Here is a 20,237-nt window from a genome sequence, read left to right as displayed (position 1 = left end):
GATGAAGAAATACCGACTCGCGGCACCGGAAATTTGTGCTCCTGAGCAAAGATCTTTCTGGCTGCAAGATGCTGGTGGCTCTGTGGCGACACAAGCCCTTGTTGGCAACGAAGAGACGGATGTTGCGATCGTCGGAGGCGGTTTTTGCGGACTATGGACTGCATTGCGTCTGCGCGAAAGGGATCGCAATTTGAAGATCACGATCCTTGAAGCGGACTTCTGTGGCTCTGGCGCGTCCGGGAGGAATGGCGGACAGGTCCACAGTTGGTTTGCTGAGATCGATCTTCTGGAGAAACTCGTCGGTCCCGAAGAAGCACGTTCTTTGTGTAACGCGAGTGTTGATGCAATCGATGAACTGGCAGAGCTCCAAATGTCAGGACGTATCGATATGAAGCTGCGTCTCGACGGTTGGTACTGGACTGCAAGTTCGAAAGCGCAGGAGGGCGCATGGCAAAACGCCGAAGGGTTGTGTGCGGCGCAGGGCATCAAACCTTTCGAAACGTGTGATGCCGCGACTCTTCACAAAGAAACGGGGTCTTCTGCATCTTATCAAGGCATTGTGGAAAAACATGCTGGAACGGTTCAGCCGGCGTGTCTGGCGTTGGGGTTGCGCGATCTTGCCTTGTCTCAAGGGATTTCGATCCACGAAGCAAGTCCCGTCCTTTCACTGCTGCAAGGTGAAACGTGGCAGCTCTCATGCCCTCAAGGGCAGGTGCAAGCTAAGAAAGTTGTCATCTGCAACAACGCATGGGCCTCGGCGATCCCCGAATTGAGACGATATCTTTATGTTGTTGCCAGTCAGGTGATCGCGACAGAACCGGCGGCAGATATTCTGGACCGACTTGGGTGGAAGGATGGAAAAGCGATCTGCGATTCTCAGGCGAATGTCCTATATTATCAGCGAACCCAAGAGGGGCGCGTCATCTTCGGCCGCGGAAGCGGCGAAGTGGCGTACAAGGGGCTGATGGGCCCCGAATTCAATCAAAGCCCAAATCATGGAAGCGACAATAAGAAGGAATTGAGGCGCGTCTACCCAGAGCTTGCCAATCTCTCCGTGACACATGATTGGGCTGGACCGGTTGATTGCATGGTAGAGCATTTGCCGGTTTTCGGAGAAATGGAAGATGCCCCCGGACTTTTCTATGGCGTCGGGTTCAATGGTACGGGAATAGCTCAAACACCTGTTGCTGGCCACATCCTCGCAAGCCTAGTGCTTGGAGCCGATGACAAATGGAGCCGAAGTGGTCTTGTTGGATTAACCCGCCGAACAGCTCTGCCGCCGGAGCCTCTGCGCTATCTGGGCGCACGTGTTGTCCGACATGCAATCTGCAAGCGCAACGATCTGGAAATTCAAAACAAAAAGGTCGGCTGGATAAATCGAAAAATATCGGAACTCGCGCCGAGTGCGTGACCTGACGGTAAATCCAACAGAAGTGAGAAAAACATGGCTGAAATTAAACTAAGAAATATTCGAAAAAACTATGGCACAGTGGAAGTGTTACATGGTGTTGATCTCGACATCGAGTCCGGTGAGTTTGTTGTATTCGTTGGGCCATCAGGTTGTGGGAAATCGACGCTGCTTCGAACGATTGCAGGTTTGGAAGAGATTTCATCAGGTGAATTCCATCTTGACGGAAAACTGATGAACTACGTGAAGCCCGCTAATCGTGGAATTTCCATGGTTTTTCAGTCATATGCGCTCTACCCTCACATGTCCGTTTTCGATAATATGGCATTCGGATTGAAGATTGCCGGGGTTTCAAAAGATCAAATTCAGAAACGCATCGAGAAAGCTGCCGCGAGTTTGCATCTTACCCCTTTCCTTCAACGTCATCCGAAGGCTCTGTCTGGCGGCCAAAGGCAGCGGGTCGCGATCGGACGGGCCATTGTACGCAATCCGAAAGTCTTTCTGTTTGACGAACCTCTTTCAAACTTGGATGCAGCATTGCGCGTGGCCACTAGAATTGAAATCGCGAAATTGAAACAGTCTATGCCTGATACAACAATGATCTATGTAACACATGATCAGGTTGAAGCGATGACCCTTGCAGATCGTATTGTTGTCTTGAAAGACGGCAAAATCGAACAGGTGGGGACGCCTATTGAGCTGTATAGAGAGCCAGCGAGTCTTTTTGTGGCTCAGTTTATTGGTTCTCCAGCCATGAATCTCATACCAGCTCGCCTCACCAAAGCAGGTAATGAAACAGAGGTTTGTACCAAAGATGGCAATACCATACGCATTCCAGTGTCCTCAGGGGGGGAACTCATTGATTCATCTGTCATGCTAGGAGTTCGCCCAGAAGATGTCTGGCTAGCTGAAGCTGGCTCTGGCTTTTTGAAGGGGTGCATTTCCCTTATTGAGCAGCTGGGAGAGGTTCAATTAGTATATCTCGAAGGTACATTCTTTGACCAACCCCTGATTGCAAAATTGCCAGGGACTACGGAACTCGAAGTTGGCATGGAGATTGAACTGTCTGTAAAACCGGAACTTCTACATGTTTTCGATCAAAATGAAGCTCGTTTGAAACGGGCGGATTTTACCCAGCATTCCGAACCCGCTGTCTACGCATGATACCATGGCTGTAGTGTGGAGGGGCTTGTCAGAAGAAATTCGGCAAGTACAGGCAGAGACGTCTCATAACCATGGTCAATCCCTCGTTCATACTTAAAGACCGAGTACGGCTCTATAACGCAATAGTTTCATACCTTGATAGCTCTGTTGCGTTTCGCAGGCCCGCCGGAAACCCCACAATCGCTCGATACATGGCGTCTCGCTCATGTGGATTTTCCGGCTACCGTCGCACTTCCGGCCTCGCCTGACATCGCCTCCCCACAAGGCAGGGGAGGGCGTGGCCGAAAGTTGACAGTGAAGGAATATCCGCTTCACGACTTGTCATGCGAGCGGTCCGTATCCTTCGGCGCCTCCGTTTCCTGTGCCTGCGGCGTTTCCGCCTTCTCTGGCGCTTGGGCAAGCTCATCCAGAAATCCAGAATCTTCCATGTCTCGCACGGTGTCCTGGATTTGCGCCACGATCTGATCGATGAAGCTCTTTTCTGTGCTCATGGTCATGTCCTTTCGTTTGCTTAGAATTTCGGGTCATAAGAGAAGGGCGCGGATGCCGTGCCTCTCCGCTTAGGTTTGCTCTGCTTAACTTCGTTCCGCTGCGCAGATCGCCGGGTCAGCCAGCCTCCAACAGACGCCGCAATTCCGCCTGCTGCCGCTCCAAGACGGTCAAGCGTTTCTCCAAGTCGGTCGCGAAGCGATTGAATGCGTGATGCAAAGTCTCGAACTCGTTCGGCGAGGCGCTGGCGCTCTTCAAACCAGCCTCGAATGTCGTGTTCAGTCCTTCGACAGCGCGCAGCAATGCGGTCTCGAATGGCGTCAGTTGCGGGTGTGACATGGTCTACCTCGTGGTTGCGGTCTCGACGCAAACTTCGCCGCCGTTCAGGTTTGGGATCGGACAATCGGCCAGCGTGACGCCGCGCGGCAGGCTCAGCACCTGGCCAAGGCCGCCAGGGCCACGGCTCACCCTCGCCCTTTCGAGACCGAACAGTGCCAGCCCCGGCTTCGCCGTCGTGTTCTGTGGTTCGGGAAAGGTCAGCTGCACCGCCATCAAGAGCACCCAGAAGGTCAGCAAGACCCCGATCAGGTAGGTCGGCAGCATGGTTTTCCACGTCACAGTGCGCCATTCCTTCCGGCTGGCTTCCAGCTCGACTGTCGCCTGCCGTATCTTGCGGGCCTGTTCCTCGACCTGGGTGGCCGTCCGGTCGTGGATCAGCTCGCTCAGCTTTTCGAGGTCGTGCATATCGCGCATGATTTTTTGCTGCGCGGCGTTCAACGCTTGCGACAAACGCTGCTCGAAGTCGTTCAACATCTCCTGGGTTTGCGCTTCGGTCGTCTGGTTTTGTGTCTCGACCTTCGCTTGCAGGCTTTGCAGCAAAGTATTCATCTGCGGTCCAGTCTTCATGGAATATCCTGTCTTCAAGGCGGAATGTGTGCAGGCTGTCCGAGGTGCCAGTGACGCGCATGGTGATGCGGCTGTCACGCCTGCGGCGCTTGCCGCCTCGGGCCTCCTCCGCATCGGCCTTGCGGCGTTTCTCAAGCTGTTTGTCAGTCAGTGGTTTGAATTCGAGGCCGTCCAGTTCGGCGAGCGCGGCTCGGACATGGGCGTGGTTGCTGATCTCACCGGCTTCGATCCGCTGGATGATCAGCGTTTGGATCGTTTCCTTGATGCCCTGCCGGTCACCAAAATCGAACACCGGCTTCACCATGCGCTTACGGGAGGGGGCCTCCGGGCTGATCCAGCACGCGCGGGCATTCCAATAGTCTCGAAAGGCGTTGAAATATGCCTCAGACTTCGGGGGAGCCGGGTTGAACGAGCGGTTGCCGTAAAGTTCGACGCGCGGGATCAGGAAATGCAGCTCGACATTGCCCATATGCCGATGGCGCACCCAGAGGATATTCGCCTGATCCCTCTCCAACCCTGCAAAGGCGGCTTTCTCGAAATCAGCCATCACAGCCGCCTGATCCGCTTCGGAGGGATCATCCTCCGCATGGAAGGCCACGACACCGCTGGTATAGCGCCACTTCCGGGTGTTGCTGTCGATCAGGGCGCGTGTCAGATCCGGATCGCCTGACAGCACCTCTGGCAACACATCACGGCGAACGGTCTGGCCTGCGATGCGCTCGCGGTCTTCGGTATAGGCCGCGACCTCCTCGGCCAGCAGGTATTCCACTGCCGCACGCCCCGAGCCATCACCATGTGTAAAGAAGCGCACCATCATCGGGAATGCTCCGCGACGATCTCGGCAAGCTGTCGGTCCAGCGCCATCAAGAGCGTGCGCACCGCGATCAGGTCGATAGCGCGCCCCGCCTTGCGGTCTGTGTTGATGGCGCGAGCGATCTGGTTGAGATTGTTGCCCGCACGTCCGACGGCCGCCAGCAGCACGGGATCGACCTCCGGCGGTCGCGCCCGTCTCTGCGTTGGTGCATCCGACAGAAGATGGCGGGCGTAATCCGACAGGGATCGCTCCTGAGCGCGGGCTTTACGCAGCCACGCAGAACGCTCCTCCTCCGTGCAGCGCACCCGCAAAACCAGCTTCCGCACCACACGCGGTTTCGGCTCTCGCTTACTCATGCCAGCCACCTGACGCGCGCCGGGCTTGGGGTGAAGGGGAAAGGGCTTGCCCATTCCCTTCCAAGGTGCATGTCGCGTAGCTACATGCGTAACCTTGCTCTCTCTCAACAGGCATCGCGTTCTCCATATTTTGATGCTGCGAGCAACGTCCAATCGTCAGCTATCAGCCAGTTGCGCCAAGCAGCCCAATCATTTTTGTTGGTTGGGGGGAACTTGGCAGGCAGCCAATAGCCGCGCTCACCGTTTTCAATGACTTCGGGGAGTATTCGGTCGATCCAATCACCAAACATTCGTTCGGTGAATTTCTCCCATTGGCGGCAACCAAAGGACTGGCGAGCAACAAAAACGGTTTCCGTAGCACGGCCCTCGCGCGCCGAGCCGGATGGCCCTCCATCCGGTATATCCGGCTCAAGCGCGTTTTTTTGTTCTTTGGATTGTTCCTTCCTTATATTGGAAAGATCACCCATGCTCCCTTTGTCTGTCACGAATGACCCCTTTCTCTCTTCGGAAAGGCTCATCGGCGCACCCTTTTTCTTCGGACGAAACGGGATAATTTTTGCAGGAGCGCGAAGGTCGTATTCGGTATGATTGCCCGCGCCGCGTCCCTCAGTACGAAACAGCCAGCCCAACTCAACAAGCTGCTTCAAGCAACGTTTGATGGTAGCAAGCGACATACCAGCCAGGAACTCGTCTAACGTCTTCAGGGAGGGGTTCAATTGCCCTGTCTTGTCATTTGCAAACTGGACTGAGAGCGCGGAAGCAACAGCTTTTGTTGACGAGTTGAGTTCAGCGCATTGCAAAACGGCCTTCAGCCATTCGAAACGATTAAGCTTAGGCATGCGCACCTCCCCCGTTTGCGGTTCGGTCGTTTTTTTGATACATAGAGAAGGCAGATAGAATTGCATTACCGTTGAGGTGGGTGGCAGCCCCCTCAGCGGTTTTTCTTTGGGTGGGTAACCCCGAGGATAGGTTTGACAAATGGCGGCTAAGTCTTTGATGCTTGGTTGCCGGTTTGACAATCTCAACTGAGCTAAGCAGCTGAATATTATTATTTAGTTCTGGATTGAAAATCCTCGTGTCGGTGGTTCGATTCCGCCCCCGGGCACCATCCTTATTTTTTATTGTTACTTGTCAGCTACTTAGGTTGCGATTTTGTCCCACCGGGAACAACCGCCATCGAAAGTGGGACACTTTTGTCCGGCTTTTGTTCTCCTGAGAAACGGCGAAGCGCGCTTTCGGCACGGGTCTTTTGACTCGCTGCGCGGGTGTATCTGGTGACTTCCTTACTGGTGGTGTGGCCAGTGATTGCCATGATCTCCTGTTCCGTGCAGCCCAGTTCGGCCAGACGCGCGGCTGCCGCCTTTCGCAATCCGTGGACAGAGCAATTCGGAAGGCCCGCTTCGTCGCACCATTTGCGGAAGCGATTGCCAAACCCGTTGGACGTGAAAGGCCGATTGAAGGCGGTGACAAGGAACGTCAGATCGCCCGTAGGGGTGGCGTCGATAATCTTCTGCAATTCGGGGATGACGGGGATCTCCATGCGCACGGGCTTGTGATTTCGCCCCTTGTGCTGCGTGAAGGTCAACCACCCATCCCTGACGTGTTGCTTTCCAAGCGTGACCAAATCGGCGCGGCGCTGTCCCGTGTAGAGGGCCAAAGCCAAAGCGAGGCGCGCCGGGGTCCCTACCGGGTGGGCGTCTTCATATTTCTCGATTTCGCCCAGAGACCAAGAATGGAAGCCGTCCGGGTTGCCCTTCAGGTATTCGACCTTTTCAGCGGGGTTGTCGTCGTGGTGGTCATAGCGCAGCGCATAGCGGTAAAGCTGGCGCAAGGCTTTCACCATGCCGTTGGCCGCCTCGGGACGGTCTGCCATCTCATCGCGGCGCACGCGGATGTGACGCGGCAACAGAAGTGCGAACGGCTTGTCGCCATCGTTCTTGTGCTGGCAAAACCGTTCCAGAATGGAGCGCCGGACCTTTTGTGTCCGTGGGTCCAGTTCGGTGAACATGGCGCTTTTGTAGTATTGAACGCAGAGCCATTTGACGCTGCGCGGCACCACGCGCCCCGGCTTGGCGGTCGTGGTCTTTTTCTCTTTTTGTGGGTTCGCCGCACGGCGGTAATCGGCCAGAAATTCAGGCGACCCGACAGGCCCGCGCAAGCGGATCTTGCTGCCGTTGTGCCGGTAATAGAGCCGGACGTTGCCGTGCCGGTCGGTGTCTTCGACCACGTACTTCAAACGAAATTTCATCGAATCCTCGGGCATCTATTCATCCCACGGATTGTGGTCTGAGTCGTCACCACCGGGCAAGGCATCAAAAAAGCTGTCCAAAGCCCGCACATCCCAGACCCTTCGCCCGTCTATTTTCTTAGGCTTAGGCATCCTTCCGTCCGTGACCATCGCGTCAAATTTCGATGCGCCTACGCCGATATATTCCGCAGCCTCCACGCGCGACAGGCCACGCCGCGTGGGCGGCGGTAGCACAGTGCGCATATGGGGAGAGGCTGCGGGCATCACATCAATCTCAGAGCTGAATCAGCTTCACAGCCACAGAGCCCACCGACGCGCCTGCGGCTTCGGCCGCGGTCCCGAGTCGGGTGTTGTCGGTTGCCGTGATCGTCACCAGTTCCGCGCTGTCGTCCCAGTAGAGCGGTGCGCCAAGCTCAATGTCATCAGCGCCCACCTTAGAGAGCGTCCAGACGCCCGAGGTTTTCACGTCGAGGTCAGCGCCGGCCAAAGCATCGCCTTGCGCAATGCCCACGATATTGCCAGCGATCACGATGCCGCCGGAAAGCACATCAAACGGGGCAGGAATGGTGAGCGTGTCACCGGGTTGGATAAAATTGGTAGCCATTTTCAAAGCCCTTTCGAAGTTTGGAAGTGAATTGTCGAACTTGCGGGCTTGCTGAGCCTGCGGATTTCCGAGTCGATCGAGGCCAGGGCGGCGCGCATCTCGGAATCGGATTTGTAGGTGACTTCCTCGCCATTGGAGTCGCGCACGGTTCTCACACCTGAAAAACGAGCGTCTTGTAGGTCGTCACGCCATGTCTGAAGTTGAGCGAGCGTTGCCATCGTTATGCACCGGCACTGTGATAGACGCCGCGCCAATCGAGCCAGCCGCAGCCAAAATCAAGGAAGGCCCGGTATTTCAATCCCAACGTATCCCAAGCCTCAGCACGTTGAATTTGGACGCCTTGCGCACTGGCAAGATAGCCGTACTGGATCGACGGCACAGACGCCGGGTCGGCCGCAACAAACCAAGCGTTGCCTTCAATGCGAGGTTCGACAACGAGGGTCAGCTTGCCCGCGAAGGCGTTCACATCATCGGCAGTGGCGGCATAGATCGCAGCCAGCAATTTCTCAGCGGAGGTTTCGAGATCCGGCCCCACAACAAGATACTTGGGCTTCACTGCGATGATGGTTTTGCCATCGAGCCCCTTCACCGTCCGTAGGTGTTTGCGGGCGTCAGAAATCGCGGTTTCGGACAAGGCCACCGATACAGTGTTCGAACGGGAAGCATCAAACACCGGCGTGCCGTCAGACAGATCGGGATTGCCTGTGAAGAGTGCCACAAGTTCTTCCGCTTCGGTCTGCGCCGCAGCCTGCCCCATTGCAGAGGTCATATCGCCCAACAGGCCAAGATCATCGTCGATAATCAGCTTGCGGGAAACATTGATCGCGCGCCCAAAGGTGCTGAGCGCCATAGACTCGCCCGCTTCGGCTCGCGAGGTGTGTTTAAACTCGCCGTGTTCATTCATCTCTTCGAGGCGGCCCATTTCGCCCAAGCGGATTGCCGTCGACTCTTTGAAGTTCGAGAGGGTGCGCTTGCGGGCCAGAGCCTTGAGCGGCGACTCCGCAGCCTGATAAGCCTGAGCCGCCACTTTGCCCATCGCATTGGACACAAGAAGCGGAAAATCAGAGCTGCCGTTAGACCGTTGCAAAACGTCGTCCGCAGACATGCCGCGAATAGAAACGCCCGATCGGGTCAATGCGTCCTTGGCGTGATCGACAAGAGACATGCCGACAAACTCGCGGGAGGCTTCGGGCAGATCGCCGCCAGCCATGCGGAAAGCCAGCGCGTCGGCAGCGCGGGTTTGAATTTCGGCGGGGTTGGTATGATCGCGTGTAATGCGGATCTGAGGCGCGTTGCGTTTGAGCATCGCTTCACGGGCTGCTTCGCGAACTTCGGTGTCCGTTACAGCCTCTTCGGTGAGGTCTTCGCCCCAAGTGTCAGGCAGGCCGCAAGCGGTGCGCAGCGTATCAACCAACGCCATGCGGGTTTCGAGGTCAAAAGGCATATCATTCTCCATGCTTCTGTGAATAGTGGCGTTTTGATCGGCAGGAATTGGCGTCAAAGAGACTTCGCGCAGACGCCAGCGGATTGCCGTCTTGGTCCGTTGGCGGGTTTCAGGGTCGATGGTTTCGCGCCATTCGAGGACGGCATAGCCTGCGGAAACGTGCTTGAGCACATCGTCGCGAATGCGTTGCACAAGGGGCTCCACGTCATCGACGTTGGCGAGGCGCAGCGAGGCAAGAACCCTGTGGCCATCCACTTCCAAGCCATGCACACGCCCGACAGTCTCGCGCGCGGCGGGGCGGTGATCAGTCAAGAGCGGGAAATCGGCACCGGCTTCAATCTCAAGGCCGTTCGGGTCCAGCACTTCCAGAAATGGCCCCTTTGCATCCCGGCGTTGAACCGGCGTAGCGGTCGCAATGGTTGCGCGGAACGTGCGGGAGGCTTCGTCAAACGCGCCCTCGCGCGGCATGGCGCGATTGAACCGCTCACCCAAACTCCGATCGGGTCGCGTTGGGCTAATTTTGCTTGCGTTTGCAAGGTTTCCCGTCAGTCGTTTGTTCATGATTTGGATTCCATTTGTTCTTTCAGAGGCACGCTAAATTCCAAACCAAGGGTGGTTTCCCGCTCCCGGTCGGCTGCAATCTCGGCGTCCAACTGTTCGATCGAATAGCCCAGCTCTGCCACGGCCTGCCTTCTCGACATGAGCCCATTCTCAATGAGCGAGATTGTGGCAGAACTGTCCTTTTGTGGGTCAACCCAAGGCTGTTTTGGCGCGATCCACTCCACCTCAAAAAGCGCGTCATCGAGTTCAAGCCCGAGATCCAGCGCGGTCAGGGTCGCAACACGGTTCCAAACAGGATTCAGGAATTGCGGCACAAGCGTTTGCCACTGGTAACGCTCAATACGCTGCCTGTAGGCCACCATTGCGGCCCGCAGGCTAGAGTAATTTGCGTCCGACACGTTAGCGTTGACGAGATGCACAGGAACACCAACCCCGGCGGCAATGCGTCTGGATAGGTGCTGCAAGAAAGCCTCTGCCTGTTGAGTTTGCTGGGGCGCGATTGCGTCAACTTTCCAATTCCCGGCCATGCGGATCATTGCGCCCGGCTCAAGGGACTGCCCTTCTGTGAAAGGGTCTTCGGCTGTGATGTTGTTTTGATCGCTCAAGATCACAGAAAGCAGCGCCGCCACCTTCGATTGCGTCAAAAGCGCGTCTTCCAGCCCATCGAGTTCGGACAGGGTGAGCAACACAGGCGAAAGAGCCGACACGCCCCGGATTTGGCCCGGTCCTCGGGTCTCGAAAATATGCAGCATCTCGGAGGCAGCAACGCGGACAGGTGGCGCATAGGTGGCTTGAATGCCATCGGGGCGGCTTGGGTGCACATGAAAAGCAATGGCTTGGCTGTCGTCGCCCAGTTCCACGCCTGCGGCGATGGTGTCTGTTGTGAGATCAGCAAGTTGTTCGGGCGGCAGGTGCAAGAGCTTCCCGCCCTGCCACATCACAAAGGCTTCACCGTCGATCCGTTCGGCCCGCACGACTGCGGCTTGGATGCCCGCGAAATCTGAGCGGCCAGAGGCATCAGCCCGCTTCGCCCAGTTGCGAAAGCCTGTATCGAGTGCGGTACGAATTGCAGGGTCCGGGTGCTGGCTTGTGGGCATCAGCCCCGGCCCGACGGCGGAATCTGTCCAAGCGGCAATGGCTGCGGCTGCAAGGGCATTGTTCTCTGCGGAATATCGAGCCCGACTACGAATCATGGGGCCAGCCGCTACGGTTTCCGGGCCGTAGGCAGAAAAGCGCGATTGCCCAGCCTGAAACCGACGCGGGGAAGAGGTTGCAGCGTCATATGAGCGCGTTTGCGGCGCTTGTTCAGAGCGGCGGAAGAGGCGGGGCAGCTTCATGGGTTAATCTTCCTCGGGAATCAGATCGAGAAGCGGGCGGATCAGATCAGAGGCGGGAATGATCACCATTCCGCGCGGGATTTCGCTGTAAAGAAGATCCACAGCTGCGGAGGCTCTGCGGGACTCCTCCCACTTTTCCCACCGCACCCAAGGTGAGATGCGACGTTTCCCGTCTTGGGTGAGCGTGAAGCGAACACGAACGTCCCAGTTCTCACCAGCGCGCGTCCCCCGGATCAGCGTCCGAAGGCCATTCTCATAAAATGTGCCACCGTCAACTTTCGCGCTCGGAGGTGTGAGAATACCGGCTTTAGGGGGCTCATTGAGAGCATTGTTGAATGTTGCGAGTTCAGGACCCGTCAAGCCGCAGTCGCGTGCAGCCAAGAGCAAGCGCGCCCGTGCAAGTTCTTCTGCGGCATACTCGGCGGCGCTGGTGCGGCCTCGCCCAGGCTGTGCAGAAAAAAGAACCTTAACCGCTGGCCCCCGAAGGACGTTGTGGAGGGCATCGGCTTCCATTGCCTCATGGGCTGCAAGTTTGTTGGCGATCTCTGCGAGGCGCATGGTTGTCTCCTGTAATTTTCTCTCGAATAACACACTAGCACAAAGTTGTGCAACAAATATCTTGCACAGAGTTATGCAAGAGTGTTAGTAAGGTTCTATCGAAAGCTCAAATCGGCTATCTGCATCCTTCTCTGAGCCGACGATGATGGTGGAAAATTGCGACTGGGCGGCACGTTCGGCCAGTCGTACACACCCGAAACAGAGTTGGCGTATGAGGATTTCGGCCTCCTCGCACGCCCGGCCGGCCATCCTTTCTGAGAGTGGGGTGGTCGGCTATTTTGTTAAAGGAGGGTTCCGATGACAGACGAACCTAAGACATACGTTCTCTTGAAAGCTGCGGCAGAGCACCTGGGGTGCAGTCAGTCTGAATTAGGCAGACCCATTCGTCGCAAGCCTTGGCGACATGGCAAAATGCGGCAAGCCTTCATTCCCTATTCGAAGTATGTGGAAGCGTGCAGTGCCAGAGGGATTACGCCAGCGGCTCTAACGCGGCTGTACTGGGAGGACGGTCGATCCTATGCTGTCACCGATTGATTCATTGTTTTGAAGGGGATTTGTGAAGATGCAGGAATTCGAGAGAATACGAGAAATCGTACAGCAACCGGTGGAAACTCTAGACTTCAAATCGTCAAACAACGAATTGGAAATGCTTTGCGGCACCTTGTACGAAAAGTATGATGACGCGTTCGCACGCCTGAGCGATGACACCAAATGCGTCTCGGTTGAATATTTCTATGGCAAGCTCTTCACCATGAAAGATGCAGCACAGAAATACCTGAAATGCCGTTCTAACTTTGGAAATGATTGCGAGCGCTATTATCTCACCTTTGACGACTTCGCATACCAATCTGAGGGAATTCTCAGAGATTGCGTTTAAGCGCCGGAGAGCCAGCGACTCCGGATAACCCGTTCCTGTTTCTTCGGTGCGGCTGCGCTGGCAAGTTCTTCCGCCCGCAGATCAAGCCTTTGGTTGATCAGTGATCGAACTGCCAACGCGTAAACTGAAGCGTCCAGCGACTCCGCGCGTTTGCCTTTGATCCTTTCGAAGCGTGGTTGCGGCTTCCCGTGCGCGTATCTGAGAACCCGCTTTTCCGAAGCGAATTGCTCGAAAAATACAGGAGAAAGGTCCTCGGAAAAGCGGATTCCCTCTTTCCGGGCTACGCGGGTAAACAACTGCGATTTTGCAGCATCTACGCCACAAAGCCACAAGTGCTGGCCTCTCGTGCCGGACTTTTGCAGCAACGCGCGAGAGAACCCCGGAACACCTTTAATCGGCACGACACGCCGCGAAAACCGGGGTTTTGCGAACCCCATTACAGTTTCCAAATGGCCACCGTCCCCACTGTCGATTGCGCAAGCATCAACTCGAATTGTTCCGCCCTTGGGATGCGGCCAGCTTTCACGCAACAGGGAATCGAGGTCCTGCCAGACGGCTTCTCCATCAATAGGCCCCCAAAACACTCTGTGATCGAGGATAAGCCAATCTGTTTCCGTGTGGCCCATCAGAACCAGTTCGAGTCTATCGTCCTGACAATCTACGCCAAGAGTCAAAAACAAAAGTTCGGGCGGCAGGTTTTCTATACTGAACGATTCCCGACGCCCGAAGAGTTCGTGCTCGTCGAAATCCTCACCCTCTGTTTTCCAAGGCTCGCCCAATATGGTGTTGGTGAACACTTGCAGCGTCTCGGGGCTCTTTTTCGCTGTCAGAAACTCAGCGGCCAGATTGCTCCAGCGGGCGTTGTGGTGCGGGCTCACAAGGCAATTGATCTTGAAACCAGCGTGACCTTTTACCTCGGGCTTGGTTGCGCGCCAACGTCCATTTGCCACCATTTCGGGCTTGTGTCGTTCTTCGATCACGCAGCCGTTATTAGGGCACACCCAATGCGCGGACTCTGGATCGCCTTCGCGCCAGCGAATATCGGCCCATTTGATCTCGGAATACTCCCCGCAACTCGGGCATTTGCATTCAAACACCCGTTGATCGGATTCACTGTAGAGCCGGGTAATCGGGCCATAATCGAAGACAGGTGTTGAGCCTGCCAAGATTTTTCGGTCACGAAAGGTAAGTGTCCTCATCTCCGCTAACTTGATGGGATCGCCCTCTTGCGTGATCTCATAGCCATCGACCTCATCCATCGCGAGGAAGCGCGTTGTGTGGCGCCGCAGATTGCGAGGCGACTTGGCCGCTAGAAATTTGAGCGAGCCACCGGGGAACCGTCTCGCGAGCATCGTGGAGCGCCCATTCGCATCATCATCGGTCAGAAGGCCCCGCAGTTCGGGCGAGGCTTCAAACATAGATTCAAGTTCCACGCTGAAATCCCGCGCATCGTCGCTGGTGGGTTGTAGGGCAATGATCGGAGCGGGCGCGTTCGCCACGAAATGAGCCAGCGAGGCGGAAAGCCATTGCGTGTACCCAATGCGAGCGCCCTTGGCGATGGTGATGCGCTCAATCTCGGGATCTTCGAGGGCTTCGCACCAGCCGCGCTGGAACGGCCACAGCTTCATTTTCCCCGGCAAGGCCGATGCACTCGCGGGAATATAGACGTTGGACTCGATCCAGTCCGCAAGCGGCACGTTGGGTGACGGTAGTAGAGCTTTCAAGGCTTCGCGGCGAACCTGTTCAATCTGCATCGGCCAAGCCCTCCAAGGCGATTCTGATTTCCTGTTCCATTGTGGAAATGTCTGTCGCGGTGAGATGAGGCAGGCTGGCGCCGCAGCGGCTGGGAACGGCCAGGAGAGCGTTGCGCAGGTCTCGGAGCAAGCTGGCCCATTCTCGCACCACATCGGCGATCGGGACCACCTCTCCGCGCGCCTGCGAGGCTTTTAGTTCTGCAAGGTCAGCTTGCGCGGCTTTGAGCCTCGCCGCAGCGGCCTTCACTTCATCCGATTGCAAAGACGGGCGGCCAGCCCGTTCGGCGGCCTCTCGCAGCCGGGCGCAGTAGGCTGTCACGCTCGCGGCAACGTCATACCAGCCGCGCCGCGATCTAACGATTGCGCCATCCTGCGCCAGCGTGCGCACTCGGCTACCCGTTACCCCTAACAGGGTTGCCAACTCACCTTCGCGCATTTCAACCGGCAATCCTTGCTGCGAGGTTGCGGGCTCGTCGGAAGAGAGGAGTGCAGTTAAATCAGAGTGCATTTCTGACTCCCATCATTTGAAAATTTTGAATCGGCTAAAGAGTCGCGGTTCCGAGTCTCCGCGATGCACCGGCCCCTAAAGGGACCCAATGTGTGACCGAGTATATATGCCCAGCCTTTTGCCCGCTTGATCTGAGCGCGGCTGTGCACCCTTGCACCCTGTGCACCCACTTTTCCATACTTTTCATAGGCGAGCCCGAGACACCCAGTAGCACAGTCTCTGTTCTCTCCCGAAACTCTTAGGGTTTTTAGGGTGCACAGGGTGCACAGGGTGCACATTGCTATCAAAGCGTTGGTATTTAACAGTTTTCGTGTGCACCCTCTGAGAATTTCTAGGGTGCACAAGGCTGCACAGGGTGCACAGATCATGACGTGGGCCTCCTGTGTATTATCTGTTGCCCGTATTCAGGATGACGTTTGCGCCCTTCCTTGATCCATCCAAGCGAAGCAATGGCTCTGCCGATCTTGGTGAGTTCGGACTGAGGGGGCACACCTTTATTGCCAAGCATTTCGCGCCATACAGCCAGCCCGCACACTTCGTCCCTGTATGTCGGTTGCATCGGCGCTGCGTCCAAGTCGTCAAACCCGTCGCCAAGTGGCGTGTTGAGCCAGTGTTCGATTTGCCCGGCCAATACATCGCTCTCGCTCTCTTTGCGCCGAGATTTTTGAAGCCTGCGGGCGTGGCTCTCTGCATCACCGGTTAAATGGAGGGGTAACGGCCCTTCGGGTTGCTGCGTCCGCATCTGCTTATAAATGGCTACAGCTTCGGCCCAGATTGAAGGTATCTCTCTAGCAAGTTTCTCGGTGTCCGTCTGTTCGACCTGAGCCGGTATCGGCCAAAATCTGCGGTTCTCATCGTCGACCAAGTAATCACGATCATTCGTGGTGCCGATCATGACGAACTGTCGCGCCACCCGTTGACTTTTGCGCCCATACGCCTCTCGTGCTTTATCGTGTGTCCGTGAAATGGCAGCTTTAATCACGTTCACCTCGGCTTTGCGCAGCCCGGTGAGCTCTCCTAGCTCCAAAAGCCAGATACCTTGTGTTTGCTCTAGGACGTGCTTGTCTTCGGACCAGTCAATCTGTGGATCGCCGTACCAATCCGCCCTTGGACACAGCGTCTTCACAAAGGTCGATTTCCGAATACCTTGGGCACCTTCAATGATCGGGGCGAAATCGAACTTGTGGCCCGGTTCAAAAATCCTTGCTACAGCCGCGACAAGTAGCAGTCGGGCGGTGTCTCTGAAATAAGGCGTATCCGGGCAACCTAGGTAATCAATGAAGAGCGTTTCAGCCCGTCGCTGCCCGTCATGATGCAATGAGGAAAGCCAGTCGCGAACAGGGTGATGAGGGTGCTTTCTCGATAAAGCGGCAATTGCGTCATTGGCGTCTGATTTTGAAACGCTGTGCAATGGGCAGGAAGCGTACGTAATCCCAGCCTGTTCGATCCAGATTTTGATTTCAGTTTGATCGGCGTCTGTGACTTCACCGCGCAGCCATTCCTCATTCCGCAAAAATTCATTGAACTTTAGGCCCAGATTCCTCTCAGCGTTCACCTTGATCAGAAAGAACATGGTTGCCGAAAGGGAGGGCTTCATATTGCCATTGGCGAAAGTTGCAAGATTTAGTTTTTCGCCTGCCTCGAAGGCTGGGCTTTGCACTTGCAAATCGTCGAAGTCGTCTGCGGTGTAGAGCAGCGGGAAATCGGAAACAGGCTTGCGCATTCCGTCATTCCAGGCGCGGTCAAAGGTTGCCTCAAATTCACTCTCGGGCAGCCCGTTCGCAAAACAGGCTTCCAGTAGAAGCTCGCGCGTCTCTTCGCGATCAAGCATACCATGCGCACCAACCCCGCCCGCCCAGAGTACGGTCTCATTTAGAGTCGACTGGCGCGACCCTTCCGAAAGGGCGGCAAGGTCATCGGCCAGCATTGTGAGCCTGTCCGCAGCCCATTGGCACTGATCTGGGGAAGCTACTGTGAGAAGTTCAATTGTGGGCCGCTCAGGTTCCGGCTCAGGGATCAGTGATTCAGGAAAGGGTGGCAGCTCAGTCTCACCCAAAGGGGCGCCCATCTCGGCATATTGAGTTGAATCCTTGTATGAGCCAGGTGCGATGACAAACTGTCTGTTGTTTCGAATGTCCAAACCTTCGCCCAGCCGTCCCACTGTGCCTTTGAGTCCAGGCTGGTATTTAAAGAAGAGGTGCCAGCCACCGGAAGGCGATCGGCTGCGAACCGGCGTCATCTTGTCCAGATCAGCGAAGCCCAGCTCAGCAAGAGAGGCGACACCATCCTTTCCGTTCTTCATATCTACGTCGATCACGGTTAGCCCGTTAGCTTCACCGGTCAGAAGGCCCACGCGCGCATCAGGCCACATCGCCCACCAAGCACGGATCTGGTCGAGATCGCGTGTAGCCTTCTCTGGAAATCCCTTAACCGGTTTCCATGCTTCACCATCTCCCCAATTGCGGACAGGAAAGACAGAGAAGCCGCGCCTAGCGAGGTCTGCGGCTGCCATAAGATTGCTGGGCAGGTCGGAAAGCAGGCCTGTGAGGTTGCCTGTAGAGGGTTGATTCTTTGGGATATCGAGGGTATCTTTCATCACATCACGCCTATTTTGGACCCGCTAGGAATTGCCGTTCCTGCGGGTCTTTTCGTTTGAGGTTTTGAAAGGATGTGCTGGCAGCCTGTGCAGTCGGAATCCCACCCAAAATGGTGGGACAATTTTCCCGAAAAACCTAATGAAACTATGGGAAGATCAAGTGTCCCACTTTTCACTAAGTCTTTGTTTTAAGAAACTTTATGCACTCCGCCCCCGGGCACCATTTTATACCCCCTGAAATTCACCCCTCGCCTCTCTTTTGTGGGTTCACTCCGCTGGCTGTGGCTGCCATCCGCTGGTCCGGGTAGGTCCCCTGCCCCTTTGTCCGACGACATCCCAAAGAGAAAGCGGGCGCCGTTTCCGGGCGCCCGCGTGTTTGCTTCTGCAGTCAGATGAGCTCAGGCGAGATCGAAGCGATCTGCATTCATCACCTTGGTCCAGGCGGCGACGAAATCACCCACGAATTTCTCCGCATTGTCATCCTGCGCGTAGACCTCGGCATAGGCGCGCAGGATCGAGTTCGAGCCGAACACCAGATCGGTGCGCGTCGCGGTGTATTTCACCGCGCCGGTCTTGCGATCGGTGATCTCGTAGATCCCGCCCTTGGCCGGCACCCAGGTGTAGGCCATGTCGGTCAAGGTGACGAAGAAGTCGGTGGTCAACGCACCGGGCCTGTCGGTGAAGACGCCGTGTGTGCTGCCGCCGTAATTGGCGCCCAGCGCCCGCAGGCCGCCGACCAGGACGGTCATCTCATTGGCAGTGAGCCCCATGAGCTGGGCCCGATCCAAGAGCATCTCTTCCGGCGCCACCACATAGTCCTTCTTGAGCCAGTTGCGGAAGCCGTCCGCCAAGGGTTCGAGCACGTCGAAACTCTCGGCATCGGTCATCTCCGCTGTGGCGTCGCCCCGGCCCGGTGCAAAGGGCACGGGGATGTCGAAACCGGCGGATTTGATCGCCTGTTCGACGCCCAGGTTGCCCGCCAGCACGATCACGTCGGCAATCGAGGCACCGGTCTCTGCGGCAATCGGTTCGAGCACCGAGAGCACCTTGGCCAGACGGGCCGGTTCATTGCCTTCCCAATCCTTTTGCGGCGCCAGGCGGATACGGGCGCCATTGGCCCCGCCGCGCATGTCGGAGCCACGATAGGTGCGGGCCGAATCCCAGGCCGTGGCCACCATCTCGGCAACCGAGAGGCCGGCCGCGGCGATTTTCGCCTTCACCGCATCGACATCGTAGGCAGTCGAGCCCGCGGGCACCGGGTCCATCCAGATCAGATCTTCGGCGGGCACATCCGGGCCGATGTAGCGGACCTTCGGCCCCATGTCGCGGTGGGTCAGCTTGAACCAGGCGCGGGCGAAGGTCTCGGCGAAATAGTCGGGATCGGCGATGAACTTCTGACAGATCTCATTGTAGATCGGGTCGACCTTCATCGCCATATCGGCGTCGGTCATCATCGGGTTGTGACGCTTCGTCGGATCGGAAGCGTCGAGCGGCTTGTCCTCTTCCTTGATGTCGACCGGTTCCCATTGCCAGGCGCCGGCAGGAGATTTGCGCAGCTCCCAGTCGTGACCGAACAGCATGTCGAAGAAGCCCATGTCGAACTTCGTCGGTTCCGAGGTCCAGGCGCCTTCGAGACCGGAGGTCACGGCATTGGCGGCCTTGCCCATCTGGTTCGGGTTGGACCAGCCAAGCCCCTGCATTTCCGGGCCGGCGGCTTCCGGGTCGGCGCCCAGCACCGAGGCGTCGCCATTGCCGTGGGTCTTACCGACCGTGTGGCCACCGGCGGTAAGCGCCACGGTCTCTTCGTCATTCATCGCCATGCGGGCAAAGGTCTCGCGCACCTGCGCCGCCGTCTTCATCGGGTCGGGTTTGCCGTTCACCCCTTCCGGGTTCACGTAAATCAAGCCCATCTGCACGGCCGCCAGCGGGTTTTCCATCGAGGCCGGGTTTTCGACATCCTCATACCGCGCGTCGGACGGCGCCAGCCATTCCTTTTCCGCGCCCCAATAGGTGTCTTTCTCCGGCTGCCAGATGTCGGGACGACCAAAGCCGAAACCAAAGGTCTTCAGCCCCATGTTCTCATAGGCGATGGTGCCGGCCAGAGCCAGAAGATCGGCCCAGCTGACCTTGTTGCCGTATTTCTTCTTGATCGGCCACAACAGGCGCCGCGCCTTGTCGAGCGAGACGTTGTCGGGCCAGGAGTTCAGAGGTGCAAAGCGCTGGTTGCCGGTGCCGGCCCCGCCCCGCCCATCGGCCAGACGATATGAGCCCGCAGCATGCCAGGACATGCGGATCATCAGACCGCCGTAATGGCCCCAGTCGGCCGGCCACCAGTCTTGGCTGTCGGTCAGAAGCGCATGCATATCCGCCTTGAGCGCGTCGAAATCGAGGCTCTTGACCGCATCGGCATAGTTGAAATCCGGCCCCATCGGGTCGGTTTTCGTGTCATGCTGATGCAGGATGTCGAGATTGAGCGCATTCGGCCACCAATCCATGACCGAGGCCCCGGTCTCGGTATTGCCGCCATGCATGACCGGGCATTTGCCGGTTGTTTTTACATCGTTTCCGTCCATGAGATCCTCCGCTGAACAGGTCTTTCAAAATTGCGATCCG

The 20,237-nt window shown here is 56.8% G+C and carries 19 protein-coding genes; 4 read left to right on the top strand and 15 right to left on the bottom strand.

The window, feature by feature from the left end; translation table 11 throughout:
- Position 1: 1 nt before the first annotated feature.
- Both BM151_RS14175 and BM151_RS14170 read left to right on the top strand, forming a co-directional pair.
- Positions 2–1,411 (top strand): NAD(P)/FAD-dependent oxidoreductase, encoded by a 1,410-nt coding sequence (locus tag BM151_RS14175; protein WP_090061380.1) that lies wholly within the window; start codon positions 2–4, stop codon positions 1,409–1,411.
- 33 nt (positions 1,412–1,444) lie between these two features.
- Positions 1,445–2,572 (top strand): ABC transporter ATP-binding protein, encoded by a 1,128-nt coding sequence (locus BM151_RS14170; RefSeq protein ID WP_090061379.1) that lies wholly within the window; start codon positions 1,445–1,447, stop codon positions 2,570–2,572.
- A gap of 311 nt (positions 2,573–2,883) precedes the next feature.
- On the opposite strand, the gene BM151_RS14165 is transcribed toward BM151_RS14170, so the two are convergent.
- The 3 genes from BM151_RS14165 to BM151_RS21880 form a co-directional block, all read right to left on the bottom strand.
- Positions 2,884–3,063: a hypothetical protein gene (locus tag BM151_RS14165; protein ID WP_143093109.1), complete on the bottom strand. Its 180-nt coding sequence runs from the start codon at positions 3,061–3,063 to the stop codon at positions 2,884–2,886.
- 115 nt (positions 3,064–3,178) lie between these two features.
- A complete protein-coding gene (locus BM151_RS21885) occupies positions 3,179–3,400 on the bottom strand; it encodes a hypothetical protein (RefSeq protein ID WP_090061377.1) in 222 nt (73 codons plus the stop codon).
- A 3-nt stretch (positions 3,401–3,403) separates the two neighbouring features.
- On the bottom strand, positions 3,404–3,967 hold the full coding sequence (locus BM151_RS21880; protein WP_245781217.1) for a hypothetical protein: 564 nt from the start codon (positions 3,965–3,967) through the stop codon (positions 3,404–3,406).
- Here BM151_RS21880 and BM151_RS21875 point away from each other — a divergent pair.
- Positions 3,966–4,637 (top strand): hypothetical protein, encoded by a 672-nt coding sequence (locus tag BM151_RS21875; RefSeq protein WP_090061375.1) that lies wholly within the window; start codon positions 3,966–3,968, stop codon positions 4,635–4,637. The two genes, BM151_RS21880 and BM151_RS21875, sit on opposite strands and share 2 nt — an antisense overlap.
- A gap of 143 nt (positions 4,638–4,780) precedes the next feature.
- On the opposite strand, the gene BM151_RS14145 is transcribed toward BM151_RS21875, so the two are convergent.
- From BM151_RS14145 to BM151_RS14105, 8 genes are all read right to left on the bottom strand, one after another.
- Positions 4,781–5,137, bottom strand: a complete 357-nt coding sequence (locus BM151_RS14145) for a plasmid mobilization protein (RefSeq protein WP_177213152.1) — start codon at positions 5,135–5,137, stop codon at positions 4,781–4,783.
- Positions 5,138–5,241: 104 nt separating this feature from the next.
- On the bottom strand, positions 5,242–5,976 hold the full coding sequence (locus tag BM151_RS14140) for a helix-turn-helix domain-containing protein (protein ID WP_090061373.1): 735 nt from the start codon (positions 5,974–5,976) through the stop codon (positions 5,242–5,244).
- Positions 5,977–6,272: 296 nt separating this feature from the next.
- Complete coding sequence (locus tag BM151_RS14135) at positions 6,273–7,400, bottom strand: tyrosine-type recombinase/integrase (RefSeq protein WP_090061372.1); 1,128 nt, start codon at positions 7,398–7,400, stop codon at positions 6,273–6,275.
- A 259-nt stretch (positions 7,401–7,659) separates the two neighbouring features.
- Entirely contained in the window at positions 7,660–7,989 is a 330-nt protein-coding gene (locus BM151_RS14125; RefSeq protein ID WP_090061370.1) for a DUF2190 family protein, read from the bottom strand.
- Between the two features lie 2 nt (positions 7,990–7,991).
- The gene (locus BM151_RS14120) at positions 7,992–8,207 is read right to left on the bottom strand and encodes a phage head-tail joining protein (protein WP_090061369.1); all 216 of its coding nucleotides are present in this window, start codon (positions 8,205–8,207) and stop codon (positions 7,992–7,994) included.
- A gap of 2 nt (positions 8,208–8,209) precedes the next feature.
- Entirely contained in the window at positions 8,210–9,994 is a 1,785-nt protein-coding gene (locus BM151_RS14115) for a prohead protease/major capsid protein fusion protein (protein ID WP_090061368.1), read from the bottom strand.
- Positions 9,991–11,331 carry a phage portal protein gene (locus BM151_RS14110; RefSeq protein ID WP_090061367.1) on the bottom strand — a complete coding sequence of 447 codons (1,341 nt, stop codon included), beginning with the start codon at positions 11,329–11,331 and terminating at the stop codon, positions 9,991–9,993. Before BM151_RS14110 ends, BM151_RS14115 begins: the two co-directional genes overlap by 4 nt.
- Positions 11,332–11,334: 3 nt before the next feature.
- Entirely contained in the window at positions 11,335–11,889 is a 555-nt protein-coding gene (locus tag BM151_RS14105) for a hypothetical protein (protein ID WP_090061366.1), read from the bottom strand.
- Positions 11,890–12,451: 562 nt separating this feature from the next.
- Between BM151_RS14105 and BM151_RS14100 the strand changes: the two genes are divergently transcribed.
- Positions 12,452–12,766: a hypothetical protein gene (locus tag BM151_RS14100; RefSeq protein WP_090061365.1), complete on the top strand. Its 315-nt coding sequence runs from the start codon at positions 12,452–12,454 to the stop codon at positions 12,764–12,766.
- Here the strand turns inward: BM151_RS14100 and BM151_RS14095 are convergent.
- The 4 genes from BM151_RS14095 to katG form a co-directional block, all read right to left on the bottom strand.
- The gene (locus BM151_RS14095) at positions 12,763–14,520 is read right to left on the bottom strand and encodes a phage terminase large subunit family protein (protein ID WP_090061364.1); all 1,758 of its coding nucleotides are present in this window, start codon (positions 14,518–14,520) and stop codon (positions 12,763–12,765) included. The two genes, BM151_RS14100 and BM151_RS14095, sit on opposite strands and share 4 nt — an antisense overlap.
- Complete coding sequence (locus BM151_RS14090; RefSeq protein WP_090061363.1) at positions 14,510–15,028, bottom strand: terminase small subunit; 519 nt, start codon at positions 15,026–15,028, stop codon at positions 14,510–14,512. The genes BM151_RS14095 and BM151_RS14090 overlap by 11 nt, the downstream gene beginning before the upstream one ends.
- A 364-nt stretch (positions 15,029–15,392) precedes the next feature.
- Positions 15,393–17,624: a VapE domain-containing protein gene (locus tag BM151_RS14085; RefSeq protein ID WP_090061362.1), complete on the bottom strand. Its 2,232-nt coding sequence runs from the start codon at positions 17,622–17,624 to the stop codon at positions 15,393–15,395.
- Between the two features lie 398 nt (positions 17,625–18,022).
- A complete protein-coding gene (gene katG, locus BM151_RS14080; RefSeq protein WP_090061361.1) occupies positions 18,023–20,197 on the bottom strand; it encodes a catalase/peroxidase HPI in 2,175 nt (724 codons plus the stop codon).
- Positions 20,198–20,237: the final 40 nt, after the last annotated feature.

This window comes from Celeribacter neptunius, assembly GCF_900113955.1.
In the GTDB taxonomy this organism is placed as follows: Bacteria; Pseudomonadota; Alphaproteobacteria; order Rhodobacterales; family Rhodobacteraceae; genus Celeribacter; species Celeribacter neptunius.
The sequence above is the reverse complement of the archived record's forward strand: the minus strand, read 5'-3'. Positions and strand labels throughout refer to the sequence as shown.

Excerpts from the sequence above, each read along its gene's own strand:
- BM151_RS14095 (WP_090061364.1), bottom strand. The coding sequence starts at position 14,520 with ATGCAGATTGAACAGGTTCGCCGCGAAGCCTTGAAAGCTCTACTACCG.
- BM151_RS14090 (WP_090061363.1), bottom strand. The coding sequence starts at position 15,028 with ATGCACTCTGATTTAACTGCACTCCTCTCTTCCGACGAGCCCGCAACC.
- BM151_RS14085 (WP_090061362.1), bottom strand. The coding sequence starts at position 17,624 with ATGAAAGATACCCTCGATATCCCAAAGAATCAACCCTCTACAGGCAAC.
- BM151_RS14170 (WP_090061379.1), top strand. The coding sequence starts at position 1,445 with ATGGCTGAAATTAAACTAAGAAATATTCGAAAAAACTATGGCACAGTG.
- BM151_RS14125 (WP_090061370.1), bottom strand. The coding sequence starts at position 7,989 with ATGGCTACCAATTTTATCCAACCCGGTGACACGCTCACCATTCCTGCC.
- BM151_RS21880 (WP_245781217.1), bottom strand. The coding sequence starts at position 3,967 with ATGAAGACTGGACCGCAGATGAATACTTTGCTGCAAAGCCTGCAAGCG.
- BM151_RS14135 (WP_090061372.1), bottom strand. The coding sequence starts at position 7,400 with ATGCCCGAGGATTCGATGAAATTTCGTTTGAAGTACGTGGTCGAAGAC.
- katG (WP_090061361.1), bottom strand. The coding sequence starts at position 20,197 with ATGGACGGAAACGATGTAAAAACAACCGGCAAATGCCCGGTCATGCAT.
- BM151_RS14115 (WP_090061368.1), bottom strand. The coding sequence starts at position 9,994 with ATGAACAAACGACTGACGGGAAACCTTGCAAACGCAAGCAAAATTAGC.
- BM151_RS14175 (WP_090061380.1), top strand. The coding sequence starts at position 2 with ATGAAGAAATACCGACTCGCGGCACCGGAAATTTGTGCTCCTGAGCAA.
- BM151_RS14105 (WP_090061366.1), bottom strand. The coding sequence starts at position 11,889 with ATGCGCCTCGCAGAGATCGCCAACAAACTTGCAGCCCATGAGGCAATG.
- BM151_RS14165 (WP_143093109.1), bottom strand. The coding sequence starts at position 3,063 with ATGAGCACAGAAAAGAGCTTCATCGATCAGATCGTGGCGCAAATCCAG.
- BM151_RS21885 (WP_090061377.1), bottom strand. The coding sequence starts at position 3,400 with ATGTCACACCCGCAACTGACGCCATTCGAGACCGCATTGCTGCGCGCT.
- BM151_RS14100 (WP_090061365.1), top strand. The coding sequence starts at position 12,452 with ATGCAGGAATTCGAGAGAATACGAGAAATCGTACAGCAACCGGTGGAA.
- BM151_RS14110 (WP_090061367.1), bottom strand. The coding sequence starts at position 11,331 with ATGAAGCTGCCCCGCCTCTTCCGCCGCTCTGAACAAGCGCCGCAAACG.
- BM151_RS14120 (WP_090061369.1), bottom strand. The coding sequence starts at position 8,207 with ATGGCAACGCTCGCTCAACTTCAGACATGGCGTGACGACCTACAAGAC.
- BM151_RS14140 (WP_090061373.1), bottom strand. The coding sequence starts at position 5,976 with ATGCCTAAGCTTAATCGTTTCGAATGGCTGAAGGCCGTTTTGCAATGC.
- BM151_RS21875 (WP_090061375.1), top strand. The coding sequence starts at position 3,966 with ATGGAATATCCTGTCTTCAAGGCGGAATGTGTGCAGGCTGTCCGAGGT.
- BM151_RS14145 (WP_177213152.1), bottom strand. The coding sequence starts at position 5,137 with ATGAGTAAGCGAGAGCCGAAACCGCGTGTGGTGCGGAAGCTGGTTTTG.